The sequence below is a fragment of the Fusobacterium sp. SYSU M8D902 genome (assembly GCF_040199715.1).
Taxonomy (GTDB): Bacteria; Fusobacteriota; Fusobacteriia; order Fusobacteriales; family Fusobacteriaceae; genus Fusobacterium_A.
The window spans coordinates 1-1478 of record NZ_JBEFNA010000063.1 but is presented as its reverse complement, the minus strand read 5'-3'; the positions used below and the strand labels follow the sequence as shown (position 1 = coordinate 1478).

At 47.4% G+C, this 1478-nt stretch carries 1 rRNA gene; it reads left to right on the top strand.

The features are described 5' to 3' along the window. A 23S ribosomal RNA gene (locus tag ABNK64_RS11035) occupies nucleotides 1-1478 on the top strand; the annotation flags it as partial.

The following is a 1478-nucleotide window of genomic DNA, read 5'->3' as shown; positions in this document are numbered from 1 at the left end:
GGGAAGAACTACGAGGAACTGCAACGTACTCAACAATGTTAATGACTGAACTGGAACTAGTTGGAAAGCTAGATCGTAGAAGGTGATAATCCTGTACAGGTAAACTCATTAACTTGTCCGTTCTCTCCCAAGTAACATGGAACACGAGGAATTCTGTGTGAATCTGCGAGGACCATATCTCGTAAGGCTAAATACTCTTACTAACCGATAGCGTATAGTACCGTGAGGGAAAGGTGAAAAGAACCCCGGGAGGGGAGTGAAATAGAACCTGAAACTATGTGCTTACAAGCGGTCAGAGCCCTTCGGGGTGATGGCGTGCCTTTTGGAGAATGATCCTGCGAGTTACGTTCAGTGGCGAGGTTAAGTTTAACGGAGCCGAAGGGAAACCGAGTCTGAATAGGGCGATTTTAGTCGCTGGGCGTAGACGCGAAACCTGGTGATCTAAGCCTGTCCAGGGTGAAGCTGTGGTAAGACACAGTGGAGGCCCGAACTCACCGCCGTTGAAAAGTTGGGAGATGAGGTAGGTTTAGGGGTGAAAAGCCAATCGAACTAGGAGATAGCTCGTTCTCTCCGAAATGCATTTAGGTGCAGCCTTGAGTGTTTAATTATGGGGGTAGAGCACTGAATGGACTAGGGGGCATACTGCTTACTGAATCCAATCAAACTCCGAATACCATAATTCAAAGCTCAGGAGTGAGACTATGGGAATTAACTTCCATTGTCAAAAGGGAAACAACCCAGACCACCAGCTAAGGTCCCTAATTATAACTAAGTGGGAAAGGAGGTGGAGATTCATAAACAACCAGGAGGTTGGCTTAGAAGCAGCCATACCTTTAAAGAGTGCGTAATAGCTCACTGGTCGAGAGTCTCTGCGCCGACAATGTAACGGGGCTAAGTTATAAACCGAAGCTGTGGAATTGCGCAAGCAATTGGTAGGAGAGCGTTCTGTAGGCCGTTGAAGGAGAAGCGTAAGCAACTCTGGAGGTATCAGAAGTGAGAATGCAGGAATAAGTAGCGAGAAGGGAGGCGAGAATCCTCCCCGCCGGAAGACCAAGGTTTTCAGGGTAAAGCTTGTCTTCCCTGAGTAAGCCGGGACCTAAGCCGAGGCTATAGTGCGTAGGCGAATGGAAAACAGATTAATATTTCTGTGCCAGTCATATTTTGTGATGGAGGGACGCAGAAGGGTATGTACGCGGAAGAACGGTAGTTTCCGTAAAAGCATGTAGAATGACTTGATAGGCAAATCCGTCAAGTTAGATTTGAGGTGTGATATATAGTCGTAAGATGAATGTACAAATCCCACGCTGCCAAGAAAAGCTTCTAACGTTAAAATATGACTGCCCGTACCCGAAACCGACACAGGTGGTCAGGATGAGAAATCTAAGGCGGACAGGCTAACTCTCGTTAAGGAACTCTGCAAAATAGCCCCGTAACTTCGGGAGAAGGGGTGCCCCTGAGTGTTAACATACACGCGATGT